The following is a 20151-nucleotide window of genomic DNA, read 5'->3' on the forward strand; positions in this document are numbered from 1 at the left end:
AATGACAACATTACAACTAGCAGATAAAACTTTCAATTCAAGATTATTCACAGGAACAGGGAAATTTAGTTCTTCTCAAAAAATGAAAGAAGCATTATTAGCTTCTCAAAGTGAACTGGTAACTGTGGCCTTGAAAAGAGTAGATGTACAAAATGAAGAAGATGATATTTTAAGTCATTTAAATCATAAGCGCATCAACTTATTACCCAATACTTCAGGAGTAAGAACAGCAAAAGAGGCAGTATTTGCTGCTGAATTATCTAGAGAAGCTTTAGAAACAAATTGGGTTAAATTAGAAATACATCCAGATCCTAAGTATTTATTACCAGATCCTATTGAAACTTTAAAGGCCGCGGAAGAATTGGTAAACAAAGGATTTGTGGTGATGCCTTACATTCATGCAGACCCTGTTTTATGTAAGAGATTAGAAGAAGTAGGAACGCAATGTGTAATGCCTTTAGGAGCTCCTATTGGTAGTAATAAAGGACTAAAAACTTTGGAGTTCTTAGAGATTATTATAGAACAATCTAATGTGCCTGTTGTAGTTGATGCAGGTATTGGATCACCATCACATGCAGCACATGCTATGGAGTTAGGTGCCGACGCTGTACTGGTAAATACAGCGATTGCGGTATCTGAAAACCCTGTGGCAATGGCAACAGCATTTAAAATGGCTGTAGAAGCGGGAAGAATGGCATATGAAGCAAAACTTGCTCCGATAAAAAAACATGCTGAGGCAAGTAGCCCTTTAACTTCCTTTTTAAGCTAGGTTTAATTTTTAGTAAGAATTAAAGGTATGATGAGTACAGTAAAAACCGTTACTACACATAGTTTTGAAGACATTTTTAATCAGTACGATTGGGATACAACTTTAAACAGTATTCTCTCGAAAACTGAAGGAGATGTTAAAAGAGCATTAGCTAAAGAAAAAAGAGATTTAGAAGATTTTAAAGCATTAATATCTCCCGCTGCAAGACCATATATTGAACAAATGGCACAGAAGAGTAGTATGTTAACTAAGAAGCGATTTGGAAATACGATTCAAATGTATGCTCCTATGTATTTGAGTAATGAATGTCAGAATATTTGTACTTATTGCGGATTTAGTTTAACTAATAAAATTCCAAGACGTACGTTGACGGATAATGAAATATTGGAGGAAGTAACGTTTTTAAAAGAAAAAGGGTATGATCATATTTTGTTAGTAACAGGAGAAGCGAATAGAACTGTAGGAGTAGAGTATATAAAAAATGCTATTCAATTAATTAAGTCGCAATTTTCTAACATAACGATTGAGGTACAGCCATTAGATCAAGATGAATATGAACAACTAATTGAAAACGGACTCTATGCCGTATTAGTATACCAAGAAACATATCACGAACAAGAATATAAAAAGCACCATCCAAAAGGGCGAAAATCAAACTTTTATTATCGTTTAGACACACCAGATAGACTTGGAAAAGCAGGAATTCATAAAATAGGGTTAGGAGCTTTGTTTGGTTTAGAAGATTGGAGAGCAGATAGTTTTTTTACAGCGCTACATTTGAAGTATTTACAAAAGACATATTGGAAAACGAAGTATTCCATATCTTTTCCAAGATTACGACCACATTCTGGCGGATTAGAGCCTAAAGTAGAAATGACTGATGCAGATTTAGTACAGTTAATCTGTGCTTTTCGATTGTTTGATGAAGATGTTGAACTGTCTATGTCTACTCGTGAAAGTGAAGTTTTTAGAAACAATATTGTCAATTTAGGAGCAACTTCAATGAGTGCAGAATCTAAAACAAACCCTGGAGGTTATAGTGTAGAACCTCAATCTTTAGAACAGTTTGAAATTTCAGATGAAAGAACTACAGAAGAAATTGTTCAAATGTTAAAAAATCAAGGTTTGGAAGTTGTATGGAAAGATTGGGAACATTTTAATTAATTTTGGATATTGAATCATATAACCTATTAGACAAGAGATGCAAGAGCTAACTTCGGAAGAACAAAAACAATACAGTCGTCACCTAATTTTAGATAAAATTGGAAAAGAAGGACAATTGAAATTGAAACAGTCCAAGGTTTTAGTAATCGGAGCAGGAGGATTGGGGTGTCCAATATTACAATATTTAACAGCAGCAGGAGTTGGTACTATTGGTATTATAGATCACGATACAGTAGATCAAAGTAATTTGCAAAGACAAATATTATATACGGTTGATGACATTGGAAAATCCAAAGCAGAAACAGCAGCTTTGCGATTAAAAAAACTAAATCCCTTTGTACATTTCGAAGTTTATAAAGAGGAATTAACTAATAAAAATGCACTTTTATTGTTTAATAAATATGATGCTATCGTAGATGGAAGTGATAATTTTGCTACTCGTTATTTAACAAATGATGCGGCTATTATAGCTAAAAAGCCTTTGGTATATGGTGCAATTTTTAAGTTTGAAGGACAGGTAAGTGTATTCAATTATAAAGGAAGCGCATCATACAGATGTTTATATCCAACCCCTCCAAATCCAGAGGAATCTCCAAATTGTTCGGAAATTGGCGTTTTAGGCGTTTTACCTGGAATTATTGGGAGTTTACAAGCTAGTGAAACAATTAAGATTATTTGTGGAATAGGAGAGGTGTTAGCAAATAAATTATTGATGTTTGATACGCTGAGTATGCGTCAAATGACTTTAAAGTTTGAAAAAACAGAGCAGGCTGAAATTGAAAGCCTCGAAGATGATTATGCTTTTTTCTGTGGAATTCAAACGGCGAATAAAGAAATTGAACAAAAAGAATTAGAAAAGGACATTAATAAATATAACTTATTAGATGTTCGAGAGCTTTGGGAGCGGGAAGAATATCATATTGGAGGACAACATATTCCATTAGGGGAATTGCAAAATAGATATACAGAAGTAAACTTAGATAAACCTTTAATTGTTTATTGTAAGTCAGGTAAACGAAGTGCTAAAGCTATTGAGTTTTTAGAAAGTAAATACAATACACCCGATTTTATCAATTTAAAATCAGGTGTACGCTAAACATATTTAATTTATTCTTTTAGTATAGATATAGTAATTTCTATCAACAGAAATATTATCTGAATTTACAGCAAGAGTTTGCCATTTTTCTGTTGGATTTATTTCAAAACTTTTTGTTGCAGCATTAATTTTAACTGGCATGTTAAAACCTTTTATAGTGTTGTGCCACTTAAATTTAAGCTGCCCGTTGTTAATTTCATATTTTAAGATTGGAATCTCTGTAGTGCGTAAATATTGATCAAAAACGGTACTTAAATCAATACCAGATTTTTTTGAAATGTAATTTTCAACTTCTTTTGTGGTTACTGTTTTATGATAAAAAGTAGCATTTAAACCACGTAAAATAGCACGCCATTTATCATCATTATTAATTAAGGTTCTAATAGTGTGTAGCATATTGGCTCCTTTGTAATACATGTCACCAGAGCCTTCGTTGTTTACGTCATATTTCCCTATAATAGGTTTGTCATTCTGTATATTTCTGCGAGTTCCAATTACATAATCAGCTGCAGCTTCTTTTCCATAGTAATAATCTAAAAATAAGTTTTCAGAATACGCTGTAAAACTTTCATGAATCCACATATCTGCTATGTCTACATTGGTTATGTTGTTCGCAAACCATTCGTGACCAGCTTCGTGAATAATAATAAAATCAAATTTTAATCCCCATCCAGTACCAGACAAATCTCTACCTAAATACCCTTTTTCGTATTGATTACCATAGGTTACAGAACTCTGATGTTCCATGCCTAAGTAAGGTACTTCTACCAATTTGAAACTATCTTCATAAAAAGGGTATTTACCAAACCAGTGTTCAAAAGCTTTCATCATTTTAGGAGCATCTTTAAAGTGTACTTTTGCTTTTTCTAAATTATCTCTTAAAACATAATATTCCATATCCAATTCACCAGCTTCGCCTTGGTATTTTTCAGAAAAATGAACATAATCACCAATATTCACATTTACTCCATAGTTATTAATAGGATTGTTTACAAACCAATGGTACGTAGTTGTATTGTCACTATGAGTTTCTACTTTACGTAATCTTCCGTTAGATATATTCATTAAATTCTTAGGAACGCGCACACTAATGGCCATACTATCTACTTCATCATACATATGATCTTTATTTGGCCACCAAACACTAGCTCCCAAACCTTGACAAGATGTAGCTACAAAATGTTTCCCATTTGAATCTTTCTTCCAAGAAAACCCTCCATCCCAAGGAGCTCTTATGGCTTCTTTAGGGTATCCTTCGTAATACACATCAATACTTTGAATGCTACCCTTTTTTTGAGGAGCAGTAAGTTTTACAAAATGAGCATTTCCTTCAGAAACAACTTTTAATTTTTTTCCGTTTTGTAAGACTTTCGTAATTTTTAAAGGAGATTGCAAATCTACTTGCAATGTGTTGTTAGGTTGTAACACTTTGTATTGAATTGTGTTTTTACCAAAAATAAATTTCTTGTTTGGTTTTACTTCAATATCTAGGTGATAGTAGGTTAAATCCCACCATAATCTTTCAGGAGTAATAGAACCTCTTAAGGTGTCTTGACGTGTGAAATTTTCTTGTTTAGAATTTAGAAGAGATTCTTTTTGAGCGTTGACTTTACATGAAAATAAAGTAGAACTTAAAAGAACAATAAGAGAAAATTTGCGAAACATATGAATAAACTTAGGTTTAGATGCGAATATAAGTTTTTAAACTGTTTTTTTATTTTAGATATTTGCTGAAATTTTATTCAATGCAAAAAGTTGTATTAATTACAGGAGCTTCCTCTGGAATTGGTAAGTCGATAGCTACATATCTTCATACAAAAAATTATAATGTTTATGGAACTAGTAGGAATCCAAATAAAGTGGACCTACCTTATGCAATGGTTGCTTTAGATGTAACCAATTCAGACACTATACAAAATGCTGTAGAAGAGATTATGGCTAAAGAAGGAAGAATCGATGTGTTAATCAATAATGCTGGAAAAGGAATAACTGGTCCTATTGAAGATACACCTACTGATGAAATGCGTGCAAATTTTGAAACTAATTTTTTTGGAGCTATTGAAGTAATAAAAGCAGTACTTCCAACAATGAGAAATCAAGAAAATGGATTGATTATCAATACTACCTCAATTGCAGGATATATGGGATTACCATTTAGAGGTGTTTATTCGGCAAGTAAAGGAGCTTTGGAATTGATAACAGAAGCATTAAGTATGGAAGTGAAACAATTTGGAATTCGTGTTGTAAATGCTGCGCCAGGTGATTTTGCTACCAATATTGCTGCAGGAAGATACCATACACCTGTTTTTGATGAATCAGCTTATAAACAAAAGTATGCCGAAAACTTAGCTTTAATGGACGAGCATGTAGATGCTGGAAAAGACCCAATAATTATGGCAAAAGCTATTGAAAAGATTATAGAAACTAAAAACCCGAAGATTCATTATAAAATTGGAGCTTTTATGGAAAAATTCTCGATTGTTTTAAAAAGAGTATTGCCAGATAAAGTTTATGAAAAGCTTTTGATGAATCACTACAAACTATGAAAATAATTACTACAACTCTTTTGGTACTCTTATCATATGTTCTTAAAGCACAAAGCATTGAAGGAAAATGGTTGATGAGTACGGAGAACGCAATTGATACTTATTCTATTCCTGAAATATTTGTAATAGAGTTTAATAAAGGAATGACAAGAGTGTTTGATTTTGATAAACCAGTAGAAAAAGAGAAAAAAATTATAATAACGAAAGATACTTTAGAATTTACTGAGAAAGATAGCATTGTTAGTTTACCTTATAAGTTTATAAGCAATGATGTGCTTCAAATAGTTCATTTTATAAAAGATGAAGAAGGAGAAAAGAGTGAGTTTCCAGTAACTTATTTTAGAATAAAACCTACAAAAACTTCATTATCCAAAGAAGAAATAGAAAACATTATATATAAAACAGAAATAGGTACTATTTCTTTTGAAAAGAGTTTAGAAAATTATTTGTTAAAAGTTAAAGAGGAGGATTTTAACTTTTTTAATGAAAGGTTTTTTATTGAAAAATTGGATGATACTTTTGTTATTTCGAGTTATCAATATGGAAAAAGAAATAACATAACTTTAATTAAAGAAGTAAATAATAATGGTTTAGTATTGGTTGGAGGCAATGAAAAACCTTATCTGTTGACTTTAAAAAAGGTGAACACTAAAAATTAAGTGTTTACACGTATTATTTATATTAAGCTAAGTATCTTTGTTCTTTAAATTATTCTATTAATCGAACACAACTATTTAATACAATATATACATGAAATTTTTTATTGATACTGCAAACTTAGATCAGATTAGAGAAGCGCAAGCTTTAGGTATTTTAGATGGAGTTACTACAAACCCATCATTAATGGCTAAAGAAGGAATTACTGGAGAAGAAAATATTAAGAATCACTACAAAGCTATTTGTGAGATTGTTGATGGTGATGTTTCTGCAGAGGTAATTTCTACTGATTTTGAAGGAATGGTAAAAGAAGGAGAAGCATTAGCTGCTTTACACCCACAAATTGTGGTAAAATTGCCAATGATTGCTGATGGAGTAAAAGCTTGTAAGTATTTTTCTGATAAAGGAATTAAAACAAATGTTACATTAGTGTTTTCTGCAGGGCAAGCTTTATTAGCTGCAAAAGCAGGAGCAACATATGTATCTCCATTTATTGGTCGTTTAGATGATATTTCTACAGATGGATTAAACTTAATTGAAGAAATCCGTATGATTTATGATAACTATATGTTTGATACAGAAATCTTAGCAGCTTCTGTGCGTCACACAATGCATATTATTGATTGTGCTAAGCTTGGTGCTGATGTAATGACTGGACCTTTAAGTGCAATTTCTGGATTATTAAAACACCCATTAACAGATATCGGTTTAGAAAAATTCTTAGCAGATTACAAAAAAGGAAACTAATCAACATAGTTGATGTAAAATACTAAATGTCATTTCGATTTCGAAATGACATTTTTTAGCTAAAATATATGTACCCAAAAAAAGAATTAGCACAATTAGTAATTTCGGCTTGTCATCAATTTGAAATTGATACGGTAGTAATATCTCCAGGTTCGAGAAATGCTCCCTTAACGATTGGTTTTTCAAATCATTCAGGAATTGAAACGTTGAGTGTAGTTGATGAGCGTTGTGCTGCGTTTTTTGCTATGGGTATAGCCCAACAAAAAAGAAAACCAGTAGCCATTGTATGTTCTTCTGGATCTGCTTTGTTGAACTATTATCCGGCCATTGCTGAAGCTTTTTACAGTCAAATTCCATTGATTGTTATCTCAGCAGACAGACCTAAACATTTAATAGATGTTGGAGATGGTCAAACCATTCGTCAAGAAAATGTATTTAAAAATCATATTCTCTACTCGGCGAACTTAGTAGAAGGAGAAACAGATCAAAATAAAATTTTAATAACAGAGGCATTACAGACTTCAAAAGAAAATATGGGCCCTGTTCATATCAATGTTCCTTTTGATGAACCTCTATATGAAACAGTAGAAGAATTAAATGAATTCGATTTTTCTAAGAATGTTTTGAAAGAAACAAAGCAGTCTGTAAAATTTGAAAAGTTAGCTTCTATATGGAATACTTCTGCTAAAAAAATGATTTTAGTAGGAAGTAACTATCCTGATATTGAATTACAAGAAGTGTTAGAAGCTTATGTACAAGATATATCTGTTTTAGTTTTAACCGAAACCACTTCTAACCTTTATCACGCTAAGTTTGTTAATTCAATTGATAAATTAATTTTTCCATTATCAGATGAAGAGTTTAAAGCACTTCAACCTGATGTTTTAGTAACATTGGGTGGATTAGTGATTTCAAAAAAAATAAAACAATTTTTAAGAAAATATCAGCCTAAACATCATTGGCACATTGACCAATTAAGAGCCTTTAATACTTACTTTACGTTAGATGAATTTATTCAGGAAGAACCAGTGAAAGTTCTAGAAGAGTTCTCAAACTACACTAAAAAAGTAGAGAGTACGTATCAATCTAAGTGGTTATTAAAGAAAGAAGAAAGAGCTCTAAAACATCAGGAGTATCTGTTAGGTTGTGAGTATTCAGATTTAAAAGTTTTTGAGTCTGTATTGAATACGATACCAAATAATAGTCAGGTACAAATAAGTAATAGTTCTACTATTCGTTATTCGCAATTATTTGATGTGAATCCAACCTTAAGAATATTCTGTAATAGAGGAACAAGTGGGATTGATGGAAGTACGAGCACCGCAGTTGGTGCCGCTTTTTCAGATGAGCAACAAACTATTTTTATAACAGGAGATTTAAGTTTCTTTTACGATAGTAATGCATTGTGGAACACTAATATTCCAAATAATTTCAGAATAATTATTTTAAACAATGCTGGAGGTGGAATTTTTAGATTTATTCCAGGGCCTTTAACTACAAATGCTACAGAGTATTTTGAAACTCCACATAATCTAACAGCAGTACATTTGGCTAAAATGTATAATTTTGAATATGTTGCTGTAAAAGATCATATAACATTAGAGAAAGAGTTGGGTGATTTTTATAAAGAATCTGAACAACCAAAAATAATGGAGGTATTTACTCCAAAAGAAATTAATGATGTAGTTTTAAAGAACTATTTTAAAAACTTATAAGATGGAATTAAAGGAAGGTGATAAAGTTGATTTAGTAATTGGAGTTCAAACTACTTTAGGGTACTCTGTGTTGATCAATGAAGAAACGGAAGGCTTATTATATAATAATGAGGTTTTTAAAGATATTGAAGAAGGAATGAGAACGGTAGGTTATGTGAAGAAACTTCGTGAAGATGGTAAGATTGATGTAGCTTTACGTCCTCAAGGATTTAAAAACGTGATTGATGAAGATGTAGAAAAGGTATTGGCAAAGTTAAAAGAGAAAGGCTATTTGTTATTAACCGATAAAAGCTCACCAGAATCAATTAAGTTTCATTTACAAATGAGTAAAAAAGCTTTTAAGAGAGCAATTGGTAAACTGTATAAAGAAAGAAAAATTACGTTAAGTGAAGACGGAATAGAACTGAAATAAAAAAGACCTAAATTAATTTAGGTCTTTTTTATGTATACGCTTTTCAGCTTTGTTTAATTATCTTCCTGTTCTTCCTCTTCTTCTTGTTTATCTTCTTCCTCGTTAAACTCTTCTTCTTGAGCTTTTTGTTCAGCTTTTTGTTTTGTTAATAAATCGTTTACACGTTTAATGTTTTCATAAAAAGCATTTGCGTTAGGATCTGAAGGGTCCATTTTACCAAAAGCAGCTTTGTAATAAAAATCTGCTCTTTCGTAATCTTTACCAAGCTCATAATATTTACCAACATAATAATCACCTAAATGCATGTCAGGATATTTGATCATAACAAAGTCACCTAAAACACGTAAGTAATCCCCATCTTGTTTATCAGTAACAATTCCTTCAATGGTAAAGATGTCATCTAAACGAACATTTAAGTTGTTACCATATAGATATTCAATATCTAAGTATTTTTTCTCTAGATATTTAATAGCTTCTAAAGGTTCTAAATCTTTAATCTTAGTTTCGTATTCTTCTTTTGTGATTTTAGCATAAATAGAAAACATATTCGTAAACGCTCTAGGAATTGTTTCACTCATCATAGAAAGTAAACTAGGAGCATTTGGAAATTCATCGAATTTAATATTTAAGTTACTTGCATCGAAAGAAGATAAATAAGTACTTATTTGTTTAAAACGATCGTATTGTTCCTTTTTAATATAATTCTTATTGTTACTATTATAAATAAAGAAATTGTTGTCCACATTTCCTAAACGAGATAAGGAGTAAGACTCTAAAGTAACACCGGCCAACTCTGAATAATATGGAGAAGCACATATATACGAATTAAAAATAGGGTTCTCTTCCTTTAGAAAATAATTAATCAAGTTAATAGATTTACCTTCTCCTGCAATCGTTAAAAATGGTGAAGTTCTATAAGTTGCTTCCGCAAAAGGAATGATTTCTTTTTTTATAAAACGATGAAATTGTTTTGCTGTAGCTGTTAAATCATCATTTTTAGGAACGATGGAAACGTCTCTATGATACGTTTTTTCCATGTTAATACCTATAACAATTTGTCTAGGAGCTTTGTCTACATCAGCAAACAACTTCGCATTTCCAACATACAAATCAAATAAATAATCATCACCTAATATAATTGCAACAGGATAACTCAATTCCGCATCCGTTTCATAACCTTTAGGGAGGTAAATTTTTAAATTACGTTTGGCTTTTAGTTCAACAGAATTGTACTCTTTTGTAATCACTTCTTGAGAAAATACAAGTGCTGAAAAACTAAATGCTACTAAAAAAAATAAATGTTTCATCGGGGATGTTTTGTTTGTTTCAAATATAAAAAAGAAAAATAAAGTTATTATGTTATTTTTGCTCAATAATATAACGATAATATTTTGGAATTATGATAAAACCAGAGTGGAAAACTGCAAAAGAATACGAGGATATAACTTATAAGAAGAGTCATAATGTAGCACGAATTGCATTTAACAGGCCTAATGTACGTAATGCGTTCAGACCAAAGACGACATCAGAGTTATTAGACGCTTTTCATGACGCACATGAAGACACTAACATAGGAGTAGTATTATTATCTGCAGAAGGACCTTCAACTAAAGATGGTGTGTGGAGTTTTTGTTCTGGTGGAGACCAAAATGCACGTGGACACCAAGGGTATGTTGGAGAAGATGGTTATCACCGATTAAATATTTTAGAAGTACAACGTTTAATTCGCTTTATGCCAAAAGCAGTTATTTGTGTAGTGCCAGGTTGGGCTGTAGGAGGTGGACATAGTTTACATGTAACATGTGATTTAACCTTAGCGAGCAAAGAACATGCAATATTCAAACAAACTGATGCAGATGTAACTTCTTTTGATGCTGGGTATGGTTCTGCTTATTTAGCAAAAATGGTAGGTCAAAAGAAAGCTCGTGAAATTTTCTTTTTAGGAAGAAATTATTCTGCTCAAGAAGCTTACGAAATGGGAATGGTAAATGCGGTAGTTCCACATGATGAATTAGAGCAAACAGCATTTGACTGGGCACAAGAAATATTAGCAAAGTCGCCAACATCTATTAAAATGTTAAAGTTCGCCATGAACTTAACAGATGATGGAATGGTAGGACAACAAGTGTTTGCTGGAGAAGTTACACGTTTAGCATATATGACTGATGAAGCAAAAGAAGGTCGTGATGCGTTTTTAGAAAAACGTAAACCAAATTTCCCTAAGACTTGGATTCCATAATTAATCAAAAATTTAATACGACATTTATAATTCATAGTTAAATAATGAAGATAATTTGTATTGGTCGCAACTATGCGAAACATATAGAGGAGTTAGCCAATGAAAGACCTGAAAACCCTGTTGTTTTTCTAAAACCGGATTCAGCTATTCTTCCTAAAAAAATGCCGTTTTTTATACCTCCTTTTTCAAATGATGTACATTATGAGGTAGAGGTATTGGTAAAAATAAATAAAGTAGGAAAACATATTTCTCCAAAGTTTGCACATAAATATTACGATACTATCGGTTTAGGAATCGATTTTACCGCTAGAGATGTGCAAGCTCAATGTAAAGAGAAAGGATTGCCATGGGAAAAAGCGAAGGCCTTTGATGGTAGTGCTATCGTAGGACAATTTTTTCAGAAGGAAGAGTTTGATTTAGATAACTTGTCTTTTCAATTACACAAGAATGATGAAATTGTACAAGATGGAAATACAGCTAATATGTTATGGAAGATTGATGAATTGATTAGTTATGTATCTCAATATTTTACACTTAAAAAAGGTGATTTAATTTTTACAGGAACACCCGCAGGAGTTGGAAAAGTAGTAGAAAATGATGTGTTAACCGGAACTATAGAAGGAAAACAAGCTTTTCAGATTAAAGTAAAATAATTAATAATCCCGCCTTAGCGGGATTTCTTTTTAAAAAGAAGCTCATGAACGCAGAAATAATTACCATAGGTGATGAAATTCTTATTGGACAGATTATAGATACCAATTCAAAATGGATTGCTAAAGAATTGAACAAAATTGGAGTCTCAGTTCACCAAATATCTTCTATTCAAGATGAGAAACAACATATATTAAAGGCTTTAAACGAAGCAGAAAGTAGAGCAGATATTGTAATTGTAACAGGAGGGTTAGGTCCAACCAAAGATGATATTACCAAAAAAACAATTGCCGAATATTTTGAAGATCCTATTGTGGTTGAGTACCCTGAGGTAATTGAGAACATCAAGCATTTATTTAAAAAGGTAAACCATCCATTTAATGAAGTGCAGCGATATCAGGCACAGTTACCATCAAAAGCTACTTTATTAATGAATCGTTTGGGAACTGCACCAGGCATGTGGTTTTATGAAAATAATACAGTTTTTGTCTCGTTGCCAGGAGTACCTTATGAAATGAAAGGGTTGATGACAGATAGTGTATTACCTAAACTTCAAGAGCAATTCCAATTACCTTTTATTATTCATAAAACGGTAATGACCGTAGGAAAAGGAGAGAGTGTTATTGCAGAGCAGATTGAAACTTGGGAAGAAAACTTACCAGAAGAAATAAAGTTAGCTTATTTACCTTCTTTTGGAAGAGTTCGTTTGCGTTTAACAGCGAAGGGAACGAATAAAGAATATCTCGAAGAAGAATTATCAAAACAGCTTCTAGAATTGAATCGATTAATTCCAGATATTATTGTTGGTTTAGAAGAGGAAACTTCACTCGAACAAAAAGTAGGGGAGCTGTTAAAAGAAAAAGGAAAAACATTAGCTACTGCCGAAAGTTTAACAGGAGGTAAAATTGCAGCAACATTGGTTTCTGTACCTGGTTCATCAGCATACTTTATAGGGAGCCTGGTTACATATACTGCAGATCTGAAACAACAATTGCTAAATGTTTCTAAGAAAACAATAGAAGAATGCACTGTGGTAAGTGCAGAAGTAGCGAAAGAAATGGCATTAGGTTGTTTAGATGCATTGCAAACAGATTATACCATTGCGGTTACTGGAAATGCAGGACCTACAAAAGACAATAATGACAAGAGTGTAGGCTTGGTGTATATTGCTATTGCAACGAAGCAAGGTGTTGAAGTTCATGAATTTAACTTTGGGCAACCAAGAGAGAAAGTAATAAATAGAACGGTCACAAAATCTTTAGAGCTTTTACAAGGGATATTATTAAAATAATTAGTATTTTTGCGCCCGTTATGCTTCCAAATAGGCTAGATGCTGAGCCTAGTTTGAATAGATTAAAATAAATGAAAATTTAATCGAGAATATTTTTGCGCAATTAATTAATTTGCGTAAATTTGCACCTCGTTTAGAAATAACACTATAAAACTGTCAAGAAGATGTCTAGAGTTTGTGAATTAACAGGAAAAAAAGCGATGGTAGGTAACAACGTATCGCACGCTTTAAACAGAACTAAAAGAAAATTTAACGCTAACTTAATGACCAAGCGTTTTTATATTCCAGAAGAAGATAAGTGGATTACATTAAAAGTATCAGCTTCTGCATTAAAAAATATTAATAAAAAAGGAATCTCTGCTGTTATTAAAGAAGCTAGAGAAAAAGGTTTCTTAACAAAATAATTCCTTACTAGATAAAAATTTAGAGAGATGGCAAAAAAAGGAAACAGAGTTCAAGTTATATTAGAATGTACTGAGCACAAAGCTTCTGGTCAACCAGGAACTTCTCGTTATATCACAACAAAGAACAAAAAGAATACTCCTGATAGAATGGAATTAAAGAAATTTAATCCAATCTTAAAGAAGATGACAGTTCACAAAGAAATTAAATAATTAGCTACGGCGTAAATTTTATATAAAATGGCAAAGAAATCAGTAGCAACGTTACAAACAGGTTCGAAAAGATTAACCAAAGCTATCAAAATGGTAAAATCTCCAAAGTCAGGAGCTTACACATTTGTTGAAGCTATTATGGATCCAACACAAGTAAACGACTTTTTAGCTAAAAAGTAATTCTTGTATACAGTTTAAAGAAAAGCTACTTTCTATTGAGAGTAGCTTTTTTTATGTTTTAAAAAACTGTATTTTTGGGCGTTACCCTTCGGGTCGGGTCTTAAGCGCTACTCGGTAGCCGGCTGCAACCCCTAGCGAAACGTAATCGTTAAATGACATTTTGACCGTATTTTGAAAATGGTACAATTTTTAACGTAAACCAAACGATTATAAAAAATTAGAATGAGTTTTTTTAAAAAAATCTTTTCAAAAGAAAAAAAAGAAACCTTAGATAAAGGTTTAGAAAAAACCAAAACAAGTTTTTTCTCAAAATTATCAAAAGCTGTAGCTGGAAAAGCTAAAGTAGACGATGATGTCCTTGATAATTTAGAAGAAGTTTTGGTTTCTTCAGATGTTGGAGTAGATACTACTTTAAAAATTATTGATAGAATAGAAGAGCGTGTTGCACGCGATAAGTATTTAGGAACAGAAGAGTTAAATCAAATCCTTAGAGAAGAAATTGCAGGATTACTATCTGAAACAAATACTGGAGATGAAACTGACTTCACTATTCCTGAAAACAAGAAACCATATGTATTAATGGTAGTAGGAGTCAATGGAGTTGGAAAAACAACAACTATTGGTAAACTAGCTTCACAATTTAAAAAGAAAGGCTTAAAAGTTGTTTTAGGTGCGGCAGATACTTTTAGAGCTGCGGCAATTGATCAATTACAGGTTTGGGCAGATAGAACAGATGTGCCAATTGTACGTCAAGAAATGGGATCTGATCCTGCATCTGTGGCATTTGATACTGTAAAATCAGGAGTAAATCAAGATGCTGATGTAATTATTATTGATACAGCTGGACGTTTACATAATAAGGTAAATCTTATGAATGAATTATCTAAGATTAAAAGAGTAATGCAAAAAGTAATACCGGATGCACCTCATGATGTATTATTAGTATTAGATGGTTCTACTGGGCAAAATGCCTTCGAGCAAGCAAAACAATTTACTAAAGCAACCGAAGTAACTTCATTAGCAGTTACTAAATTAGATGGAACAGCAAAAGGAGGAGTGGTTATTGGAATTTCAGATCAATTCCAGATTCCTGTGAAATATATAGGAGTTGGAGAAGGAATTGACGATTTACAAGTGTTTAATAAACATGAATTTGTAGACTCGTTTTTCAAATAGTAAAAAAATAATACCTAAATAAAATAAAAAAGCTCCTTAACAAGGAGCTTTTTTATTGACTCAATTAACTTTTTGATTTAGAACTTGAGTTAAAATATATCAATATTGAGCTCAATGCTAACAACAATGAAATAAATAGGATGCTATATCCACTTGCTGGATCAAATGCAATAGAAGTTTGTAAAGAAACACCATTTAATTGAGGAATATAAATAAGAATACCCAAGCTTAATAGCAACCCAATTGATACTAATATGTTTGGGACTATTTTTCTAGATATTCTTTTTGGATAATTCGATTTTTTCCATTTCCAAATTTGATATGAAAATAATATGAATAACAGAAATACCAGGAACGGTAAATGTCTATAATAAGCGAAAGATGAACTATTGTAGTAACCTTTACCCAGAAGGATTCCATAGATGCCATTTATAATTTCTACTTCAGGAGCTTGATTTGAATTAATAAGTACTACAATGGCTTTCTTTAAAGAAGGTAAAATGTACATATGTGATTCAAAACTTTTATTCGTTCCTCCATGATAAAAAACTGAAGAGTCGTTGTTTATAAACCATCCCAATCCATAGAACGATTTATTAGTATCTTTTTTAGAAACTAATTGAGTTACTGTATTTGAATTTAACTTTGAGTTTGGGTGATTATGATAGCCATTCATAATATGACGTAAATATGTAGCCATATCGCTCGCAGAACTAGAAATTAAACCAGAAGAAGCTTCCTGAGGATGAAGATCAGCGTTGAATTTTAGAATAGGATAATATAGGAAATACTGATAACTATTAATTAAATCAATATTTGTATTAGCGGATGTTTCATGTAATTCTAAGGGAGAAGTAATATAAGACTCTAAACATTCTTCATATGTCTTATGTGTTACTTTCTTGATAATTAAACCTAGTAATCTATAATTCACGTTTGAATACCTAAATGGCTGTGTAGGTACATTTTTTATTGCTAACTCTCTTAAAGTTTTAGCGTAGTACGCTTCATAACTAAAACTAGTGTCAGTTTTGAATGTTCTTCCCATCTCAGTACTAATACCAGAAGTGTGACGTAACAAATCCTCAATAGTAATCTTATCAGAAATTTGTTTGTTTCTATACCTAAACCATTGTAAATATTTAGATACAGGATCTTGTAGGTGTAACTTTCCTTCTTCCTGTAACCTAAGAATAAGTAATGCGGTAAACGATTTTGAAATAGAACCAATCAAGTACCTATCTCCTTTTTTTGCATCTCCAAAATGCTTTAAATAGACTGTTTTATGTTCATCGGTTATCGCAACAGCTATACTTGGAGAATTGTAATATTCCCTTTTTTGTTTGATAAAATTGGTAATTTCATCTAGAGTTTCTTTTGATAGCTCTGAATTGTTTTGCGCAGAAGAAAACAAAACAGTAAAAAGGAACAGTAGTGATAAAAAAGTTCTCATAGAATCTTGTAATTTAAAAGTTGTTTTTAGAAAATATTTTTTGGAGTAAATGTATATGAACAACCTCTAGAATGTTGATGTTATATAGGATTAGTGGCGAAAAGCACAGTTTTAGGTGCGAAATTAATAACGAATTATGAAGTTCTTCAGAACTTTTTGTGGTTGGATTTTGGTATGCATACGTTTGTATATTCCTTTTTTCAAATAGAGAATATGTAAATACATATACAAACAAGCTCTTCTTTTTTAGAAGAGTTTTTTGTTAGTATAATTTATATCTTTGAGAATCAGATAAATTATACATTACTACTATGCATAAAATATGTTACATATTGCTAGTCATCTTACTTATTGGATGTAAAGCAAAAAAAGAAGAGGTTGCACAAGATTTTACTATATATAATGAAACAACAGAAATAAAAGATCAACAGGCGCATGAGAACCCTCGAATGAAGTTTAAACTAATTCAATCTAAGGTATTAGATATGAATGAAGTTTTTAAACCTTTTCAAAATGAATTATCAAAATTTTCAGAAACAGATTACTCAAGTTTAAAACCATTAATTCTTGAAAAATCAATACCGTCAATTCAAAAAGCAATTAAAGCAGGTAAATTAAATTATGAAAAACTAATATTATTCTATTTATACAGAATTAAAAAGTTTGAGAGTGATTCTACAAAGTATTTAAATGCTGTAATTAGTTTAAATCCGAATGTAGTAGAAGAAGCTAGACAAAAAGATAAGACTTTAAAAGAGAAAAATATTTCAACTGAATCAATTTTCGGAATGCCAATCTTATTAAAGGATAATATTAATACGGATAATTTACCAACAACAGCAGGAGCTTTAGCTTTAAAAGATAATAGAACAGGAAATGCTTTTATTGTAGAGAAGTTAAAAGAAAATGGAGCTTTAATCTTAGGAAAGGTTAATTTAAGTGAATGGGCATATTATTTTTGTGCTGGATGTCCATTAGGATATAGTGCTATTGGAGGTCAAACGTTAAACCCATATGGTAGAAAAGTATTTGAAACAGGAGGATCAAGTGCAGGAAGTGGAGTAGCCACTGCTGCTAATTATGCAGTAGCAACCATTGGAACGGAAACAGCGGGATCTATAACCTCACCATCCAGTCAAAATTCGGTTGTAGGGTTAAAACCAACAATTGGAGTGTTAAGTAGATCTGGAATTGTACCAATATCAAGTACATTAGATACACCAGGGCCTATGACTAAGAATGTGATTGATAATTACATTCTTTTTAAAGCAATGCTTGGGTTGGATGCAACCGATAAAAAATCAAAGGAATTTAATGAGATAGCTGAAGAATTAAATCCAACAGAATTGAAGGGAAAAAGATTTGGTGTTATTGCTTCATTGTTAGAGAATCCTGTGTACAAAAAAACTACAGAAAGCTTAAGGGAAGCGGGAGTAGAAGTTGTTGAATTGACACCTGAGCAAACAAGCTTAGAAGGCTTTTTAACATTGTTAAATATTGATATGAAGTATGATTTACCACATTATTTTGAAGGTAAACCTGTATCAGTTACTTCAGTTGAAGATGTGATTACTTTTAACAAAAAAGACAGTATTCTTAGAGCACCGTATGGTCAACAATTATTTGAAGGGATTGTAAAAGATACTACAAGTTTAGAAGATTTAGAGAAAGTAAAGAGTAGTTTGAAGACAAATAGTAGAATATATTTTTCTGCTTTAGAATCAGATAATTTAGATGCAATTCTTTCAATCAATAATTATCATTCAGCATATTCAGCGGTAGCAGAATATCCCAACTTAACTATTCCAATGGGATATAAAGAAACAGGAGAACCAATGAATCTTACATTAATAGGAAAGCCAAAATCGGAGTTTACCTTACTATCTTTAGGCCTATCTATAGAAAATCTAACAAAAATTAGAAAATTACCTAAGGGGTATGAGTAATAAATGGTGAATAAATCATAATTTTGCACTCCTTAAAATCAGTTAGATGCGTACAAAGACGACAAAACAGAATAAGATTAATGTAGTAACCTTAGGGTGCTCTAAAAACGTTTACGACAGTGAGGTGTTGATGGGGCAACTGAAAGCAAATGGTAAAAATGTTGTTCATGAAGATGAAAATGATGATGGTAATATTGTAGTAATAAACACTTGTGGTTTTATTGGTAAAGCAAAAGAAGAAAGTGTAGATACCATTTTACATTATGCACAAAAGAAGGAGCGAGGAGAAGTAGATAAAGTGTTTGTTTCTGGTTGTTTAAGTGAGCGTTATAAACCAGATTTAGAAAAAGAAATTACCAATGTAGATCAATATTTTGGTACACATGATTTACCTAACTTATTAAAGGTTTTAGAAGCAGATTATAAGCATGAGTTAATAGGTGAACGTTTAACAACTACACCACAACATTATGCCTATTTAAAAATAGCTGAAGGGTGTGATAGACCATGTTCTTTTTGTGCAATACCTTTAATGAGAGGGAAACACAAATCAACTCCAATTGAAGATTTAGTTACAGAAGCTCAAAAGCTGGCTGAAAAAGGAATCAAAGAAATTATGTTAATAGCTCAAGATTTAACATATTACGGTTTAGATCTTTACAAGAAAAGAGCATTGGCAGATTTACTTAAAGAGTTAGTAAAAGTAGATGGTATTGAGTGGATTCGTTTACACTATGCTTTTCCATCTGGTTTTCCAATGGATGTATTAGATGTAATGAAAGAAGAGCCAAAGGTTTGTAATTACTTAGATATTCCATTACAACATATCAATACTGAAATTTTAAAATCTATGAAACGTGGTACAACTCATGAGAAAACTACTGCGTTGATTCATAAGTTTAGAGAATATGTCCCTAACATGGCAATTAGAACAACTTTAATTGTTGGATATCCTGGTGAAACAGAAGAGCAATTTCAAGAAATGAAAGATTGGGTAGAGGAAATGCGTTTTGAGCGTTTAGGAGCTTTTGAGTATTCTCATGAAGAAAATACAGGTGCTTTTGTTTTAGAAGATGATGTGCCAGCCGATGTAAAGTTTAGAAGAGTAAACGAAATCATGGAAGTACAATCGCAAATATCATGGGAATTAAATCAAGAAAAGATTGGAAAGACGTTCCGTTGTTTATTTGATAGAAAAGATGGAGAATATTACTACGGACGTACAGAGTTTGATTCACCAGATGTAGATAACGATGTGATTGTAGATGCTCGTGAACATTATATTAAATTAGGAGAGTTTATTGATATAGAGATTTATGATGCTGGTGATTTTGATTTACATGGAACTCCTTTGGTAAAACAAGAAAGGCCTGTTCCTTTGAATAAGAGAAACGAAGAAAAAAAATGATAAAAAAATCCTGCAATTGCAGGATTTTTTTATTCATCTTTGATAGAGTTTAAAAGTTAATATCGCGTATTCAAAAAGGTAAAGAGT

20 protein-coding genes are annotated in these 20151 nt (G+C 31.7%); 17 read left to right on the top strand and 3 right to left on the bottom strand.

Annotation, left to right across the window (positions count from 1 at the left end):
- The first annotated feature begins 1 nt into the window (after nucleotide 1).
- From ABNT22_RS05490 to ABNT22_RS05500, 3 genes are read left to right on the top strand one after another with little or no spacing between them, the layout of a single operon-like run.
- On the top strand, nucleotides 2–769 hold the full coding sequence (locus tag ABNT22_RS05490; protein WP_348714882.1) for a thiazole synthase: 768 nt from the start codon (nucleotides 2–4) through the stop codon (nucleotides 767–769).
- A gap of 30 nt (nucleotides 770–799) precedes the next feature.
- Entirely contained in the window at nucleotides 800–1933 is a 1134-nt protein-coding gene (gene thiH / locus ABNT22_RS05495; protein WP_348727259.1) for a 2-iminoacetate synthase ThiH, read from the top strand.
- Nucleotides 1934–1970: 37 nt separating this feature from the next.
- Nucleotides 1971–3029, top strand: coding sequence for a HesA/MoeB/ThiF family protein (locus ABNT22_RS05500; protein WP_348714886.1), 1059 nt, complete (start codon nucleotides 1971–1973; stop codon nucleotides 3027–3029).
- A gap of 6 nt (nucleotides 3030–3035) precedes the next feature.
- Here ABNT22_RS05500 and ABNT22_RS05505 read toward each other — a convergent pair whose 3' ends face one another.
- Nucleotides 3036–4694, bottom strand: a complete 1659-nt coding sequence (locus ABNT22_RS05505; RefSeq protein ID WP_348714888.1) for a M1 family metallopeptidase — start codon at nucleotides 4692–4694, stop codon at nucleotides 3036–3038.
- A gap of 80 nt (nucleotides 4695–4774) precedes the next feature.
- Here ABNT22_RS05505 and ABNT22_RS05510 point away from each other — a divergent pair, with 80 nt between their 5' ends.
- From ABNT22_RS05510 to ABNT22_RS05530, 5 genes are all read left to right on the top strand, one after another.
- Nucleotides 4775–5575 (top strand): SDR family oxidoreductase, encoded by an 801-nt coding sequence (locus tag ABNT22_RS05510; RefSeq protein ID WP_348714890.1) that lies wholly within the window; start codon nucleotides 4775–4777, stop codon nucleotides 5573–5575.
- A complete protein-coding gene (locus tag ABNT22_RS05515) occupies nucleotides 5572–6234 on the top strand; it encodes a hypothetical protein (RefSeq protein WP_348714893.1) in 663 nt (220 codons plus the stop codon). Before ABNT22_RS05510 ends, ABNT22_RS05515 begins: the two co-directional genes overlap by 4 nt.
- Nucleotides 6235–6325: 91 nt before the next feature.
- Entirely contained in the window at nucleotides 6326–6979 is a 654-nt protein-coding gene (gene fsa, locus ABNT22_RS05520; protein ID WP_348714895.1) for a fructose-6-phosphate aldolase, read from the top strand.
- A gap of 68 nt (nucleotides 6980–7047) precedes the next feature.
- Nucleotides 7048–8694 carry a 2-succinyl-5-enolpyruvyl-6-hydroxy-3-cyclohexene-1-carboxylic-acid synthase gene (gene menD, locus ABNT22_RS05525; protein WP_348714897.1) on the top strand — a complete coding sequence of 549 codons (1647 nt, stop codon included), beginning with the start codon at nucleotides 7048–7050 and terminating at the stop codon, nucleotides 8692–8694.
- A 1-nt stretch (nucleotide 8695) separates the two neighbouring features.
- A complete protein-coding gene (locus ABNT22_RS05530) occupies nucleotides 8696–9106 on the top strand; it encodes a DNA-binding protein (protein ID WP_348714899.1) in 411 nt (136 codons plus the stop codon).
- 53 nt (nucleotides 9107–9159) lie between these two features.
- Here ABNT22_RS05530 and ABNT22_RS05535 read toward each other — a convergent pair whose 3' ends face one another.
- Nucleotides 9160–10413, bottom strand: coding sequence for an alpha/beta hydrolase-fold protein (locus ABNT22_RS05535; protein WP_348714902.1), 1254 nt, complete (start codon nucleotides 10411–10413; stop codon nucleotides 9160–9162).
- 92 nt (nucleotides 10414–10505) lie between these two features.
- Between ABNT22_RS05535 and ABNT22_RS05540 the strand changes: the two genes are divergently transcribed.
- The 7 genes from ABNT22_RS05540 to ftsY all read left to right on the top strand — a co-directional run bounded on the left by ABNT22_RS05540 (nucleotide 10506) and on the right by ftsY (nucleotide 15257).
- Nucleotides 10506–11345 (top strand): 1,4-dihydroxy-2-naphthoyl-CoA synthase, encoded by an 840-nt coding sequence (locus ABNT22_RS05540; RefSeq protein ID WP_348714904.1) that lies wholly within the window; start codon nucleotides 10506–10508, stop codon nucleotides 11343–11345.
- 44 nt (nucleotides 11346–11389) lie between these two features.
- Entirely contained in the window at nucleotides 11390–11998 is a 609-nt protein-coding gene (locus ABNT22_RS05545; RefSeq protein WP_348714906.1) for a fumarylacetoacetate hydrolase family protein, read from the top strand.
- Nucleotides 11999–12042: 44 nt separating this feature from the next.
- A complete protein-coding gene (locus ABNT22_RS05550; RefSeq protein WP_348714907.1) occupies nucleotides 12043–13287 on the top strand; it encodes a competence/damage-inducible protein A in 1245 nt (414 codons plus the stop codon).
- A 164-nt stretch (nucleotides 13288–13451) separates the two neighbouring features.
- Nucleotides 13452–13691, top strand: coding sequence for a 50S ribosomal protein L28 (rpmB, locus tag ABNT22_RS05555; protein ID WP_105004371.1), 240 nt, complete (start codon nucleotides 13452–13454; stop codon nucleotides 13689–13691).
- 27 nt (nucleotides 13692–13718) lie between these two features.
- Entirely contained in the window at nucleotides 13719–13901 is a 183-nt protein-coding gene (gene rpmG, locus ABNT22_RS05560; RefSeq protein ID WP_013070733.1) for a 50S ribosomal protein L33, read from the top strand.
- A 27-nt stretch (nucleotides 13902–13928) separates the two neighbouring features.
- Nucleotides 13929–14081, top strand: coding sequence for a DUF4295 domain-containing protein (locus ABNT22_RS05565; RefSeq protein ID WP_086030136.1), 153 nt, complete (start codon nucleotides 13929–13931; stop codon nucleotides 14079–14081).
- A gap of 222 nt (nucleotides 14082–14303) precedes the next feature.
- The gene (gene ftsY / locus ABNT22_RS05570) at nucleotides 14304–15257 is read left to right on the top strand and encodes a signal recognition particle-docking protein FtsY (RefSeq protein ID WP_348714909.1); all 954 of its coding nucleotides are present in this window, start codon (nucleotides 14304–14306) and stop codon (nucleotides 15255–15257) included.
- Nucleotides 15258–15321: 64 nt separating this feature from the next.
- Here ftsY and ABNT22_RS05575 read toward each other — a convergent pair whose 3' ends face one another.
- Entirely contained in the window at nucleotides 15322–16710 is a 1389-nt protein-coding gene (locus tag ABNT22_RS05575; RefSeq protein WP_348714911.1) for a serine hydrolase domain-containing protein, read from the bottom strand.
- A gap of 311 nt (nucleotides 16711–17021) precedes the next feature.
- Between ABNT22_RS05575 and ABNT22_RS05580 the strand changes: the two genes are divergently transcribed.
- Nucleotides 17022–18656, top strand: coding sequence for an amidase family protein (locus ABNT22_RS05580; RefSeq protein WP_348714912.1), 1635 nt, complete (start codon nucleotides 17022–17024; stop codon nucleotides 18654–18656).
- Nucleotides 18657–18702: 46 nt separating this feature from the next.
- Nucleotides 18703–20064 carry a 30S ribosomal protein S12 methylthiotransferase RimO gene (gene rimO / locus ABNT22_RS05585; RefSeq protein WP_348714914.1) on the top strand — a complete coding sequence of 454 codons (1362 nt, stop codon included), beginning with the start codon at nucleotides 18703–18705 and terminating at the stop codon, nucleotides 20062–20064.
- Nucleotides 20065–20151 lie beyond the last annotated feature (87 nt).

This window comes from Tenacibaculum sp. 190130A14a (assembly GCF_964048965.1).
Taxonomy (GTDB): domain Bacteria; phylum Bacteroidota; class Bacteroidia; order Flavobacteriales; family Flavobacteriaceae; genus Polaribacter; species Polaribacter polynesiense.